General features: G+C 60.2%; 2 protein-coding genes and 1 pseudogene. 1 reads left to right on the top strand and 2 read right to left on the bottom strand.

Annotated elements, in window-relative coordinates; genetic code table 11:
- Nucleotides 1-84: pseudogene (locus EN914_RS39620) on the bottom strand (type VI secretion system contractile sheath small subunit); the annotation flags it as partial.
- 6 nt (nucleotides 85-90) lie between these two features.
- Complete coding sequence (gene tssA, locus EN914_RS34795) at nucleotides 91-1,263, bottom strand: type VI secretion system protein TssA (RefSeq protein WP_013525310.1); 1,173 nt, start codon at nucleotides 1,261-1,263, stop codon at nucleotides 91-93.
- A gap of 111 nt (nucleotides 1,264-1,374) precedes the next feature.
- Here tssA and EN914_RS38830 point away from each other — a divergent pair.
- The coding region (locus EN914_RS38830; protein WP_206527311.1) for a hypothetical protein at nucleotides 1,375-1,597 on the top strand (223 nt) is incomplete at its 3' end.

The following is a 1,597-nucleotide window of genomic DNA, read 5'->3' as shown; positions in this document are numbered from 1 at the left end:
GCCGTAGGTTTCCACATCGTAGGCGATCTGCACCCGCGGCGCGCGATTTCGTTCGATGACCTTGGCTTTGCTTTCGGCTGGCATGTGTTGTTACCTTTCATCCTTCTGAGCCGTCTTCTTGGCATCGGGAACGCCGGCCAGCAGCCTGAACTCCTTCAGCCCCGAAGGGGCGAGATCTTCCATCAGTTCAACGAAATCCATGTGCACCATCCGACGGACCCGCCGAGCCAGGTGCGGAATTGGGCTCGACGGTTCGGTACGGTCATAGAAGGCGACGACCAGGTCGAGGCATTTCACCACGTCGTCGCGCGAGGAGATCCGGTCGGGGAGTCCCGTGCTCGAGTCCGCATAGCTTGCCATACTTGCCATAGCATCGGCTCCATGACCGTTTCGAGCAGGCGTTGCCAGTTCCGTCGGCACCGCCTGCGTGGCTGCGCCATTCGTCACCGCGCCGGCCGCTGAATTCCGTTCAAGTGTCGTCAGCAAACGCTGCAGGAACCGTTTTAAGTCCGGAACGGGAGTGCCGCTGCCCTCGAGACGAGCGTTGAGCGCAGTCTCGAGCGCATCCAGTGCCGTGATCGTCGCCCGGGCGTCGGCGATGAGCTGGACCATCTCCGCATTGGCCTGATCGATCTGTGCCGCACATGCGGCACGCACCCGATTCAAGAGTTGTCCGTGCGCACTGACCAGCTGCGCTTTTTCCGCCGCATTCAGCCCCGAGGCGGCTTCCTGGAGCATGACGCGATCGTCGAGCGCACCCTTCTCCAGGTCCTTGCCCTGAACCGGGCCGATTGCGCGCGGCGCGAAGAACGTCATTTGCCGCAGATTCGCCAACAACCCGTCCTGACCATTCTGCAGGTCGATCAGCGCGTTGATACGGCGCAAGGCGGCATCGCGCGGCGAAGCGTTGGGCCGCATAGCCGGATGCATGGTGTCCCAATGCTGATCGAAGGTCTGCGCGATCAGCGTCAGACCTTGCGCCAATCCGGCCAGCCCGTCTTCATTGGCCAGCGCGCGCGTGACGATGACAAGCAGGCGCAAGTCCCTGCCATGCGCGCGCAATTCCTCCGCCTTTGCGAGCACAGCGGGCCAGTCGACTGGAATCGTGCTTTGCGAGCCGGCCTTATTGTTGCCGTCGTGGACGACCTTGAGTTGGGCTTCGGTCAGGCGCTCCAACTCATGGAAAGCCGGGTCGTTGCGCAAATCTTCCCCGGACGGATTCTCACCGTCTAGCGAAGAAAGCCAGAGTGCGAGATCAATCACACCAACCCCCAGCGAAGGCCCTCAAACCTTATGTGACCTTACGTTATCACACCGGTGCACTTTACCACAATTCAACGAGTGCTCCAAAATTAACAGAAGCTGAACACCGCCATGAGTACCGAACTCCGTGGCGCAATTGTCAATCCGTATGAGAAATGCATCGCGCAGGGCGCGCAATTCCGCTGTTGTTTGCAGCCGGTGGTGCAAGACTTCCACAATACGAGGAAGCTGGCTGAACCAGGCATTGAGGCCTCGTCCACAACGCACTTTGTCAAGTGGCGGCATCTGTGGCAGTTTATCGGCTGGCAGATTGCAGGAGCACGTTCGATGGAAC

The sequence above is a fragment of the Mesorhizobium sp. M7A.F.Ca.CA.001.08.2.1 genome (genome assembly GCF_003998455.1).
GTDB classification, from domain to species: domain Bacteria; phylum Pseudomonadota; class Alphaproteobacteria; order Rhizobiales; family Rhizobiaceae; genus Mesorhizobium; species Mesorhizobium ciceri.
Note: the sequence above shows the minus strand (reverse complement) of the source record. Positions and strands in the feature narration are given on the sequence as shown.